Raw genomic sequence first — 849 nt, forward strand, 5'->3', positions numbered from 1 at the left:
GCGATGTGCTCCGCGGCGGCGCCGGGGCCGACCGGCTCGACGGCGGCGAGGGCGCCGACACCGCCAGCTACCACGCCAGCAGCGCTGCGGTGTCGGTCGACCTGTCGACCGGCAAGGGCAGCGGCGGCGATGCCCAGGGCGATGTCCTGATCTCGATTGAGAACCTGTCCGGCAGCAGCGGCAACGACAGGCTCACCGGCAATGCCGGCGTCAACACGCTGCAGGGCTGGAACGGCAACGACGTGCTCACCGGGGCCGGCGGTCGGGATACATTGACCGGCGGCGCCGGGGCGGACCGCTTCGTCTATGGCGGCACGGCCCAGAGCCCGGTCGGGGCGGGTGCCGACCGGATCACCGATTTCAGCCATGCCCAGGGCGATCGGATCGACCTGTCGGCGATCGATGCGAATGCCGGTGCGGCGGGGAACCAGGCCTTCCGCTTCATCGGCACCGGCGCCTACACCCGCCATGCCGGCGAGCTGCGCTACGCCGCCTCGGGGGAGGTCACCACGATCGCCGGCGACATCAATGGCGACGGCACGTCCGATTTCCACATCGTCCTCTCCGGCCGGATCACCCTCGCCGCCGCCGACTTCGTGCTGTAGCCGCGGCTGCGGTCGGGGAGGGGAGGCCGCCGCCGGCCAATTCGGCTTGGTGCCCGGCCGGATTTCCGCTTAACTCGCTCCACTCCTCCCCGCACCCCCGCGCCGGTGACGCATGACCTCGCTTGCCGATCTCTCCGCCGTCGATCTCGTCGCCCGCTACCGCGACCGCAGCCTGTCGCCGGTCGAGGTGACCGAGGCGGTGCTGCAGCGGATCGAGGCATGGGAGCCGAAGCTGAACGCGCTC

Annotated in this window: 1 protein-coding gene; it reads left to right on the forward strand. The window is 71.5% G+C overall.

Features of this window, described 5'->3' with window-relative positions; all coding sequences use genetic code 11:
* Positions 1 to 605: M10 family metallopeptidase C-terminal domain-containing protein (locus P409_RS35395; protein ID WP_034849826.1), on the forward strand; the 605-nt coding region annotated here is incomplete at its 5' end.
* Positions 606 to 849 lie beyond the last annotated feature (244 nt).

The organism is Inquilinus limosus MP06 (assembly GCF_000767795.1).
In the GTDB taxonomy this organism is placed as follows: domain Bacteria; phylum Pseudomonadota; class Alphaproteobacteria; order DSM-16000; family Inquilinaceae; genus Inquilinus; species Inquilinus limosus_E.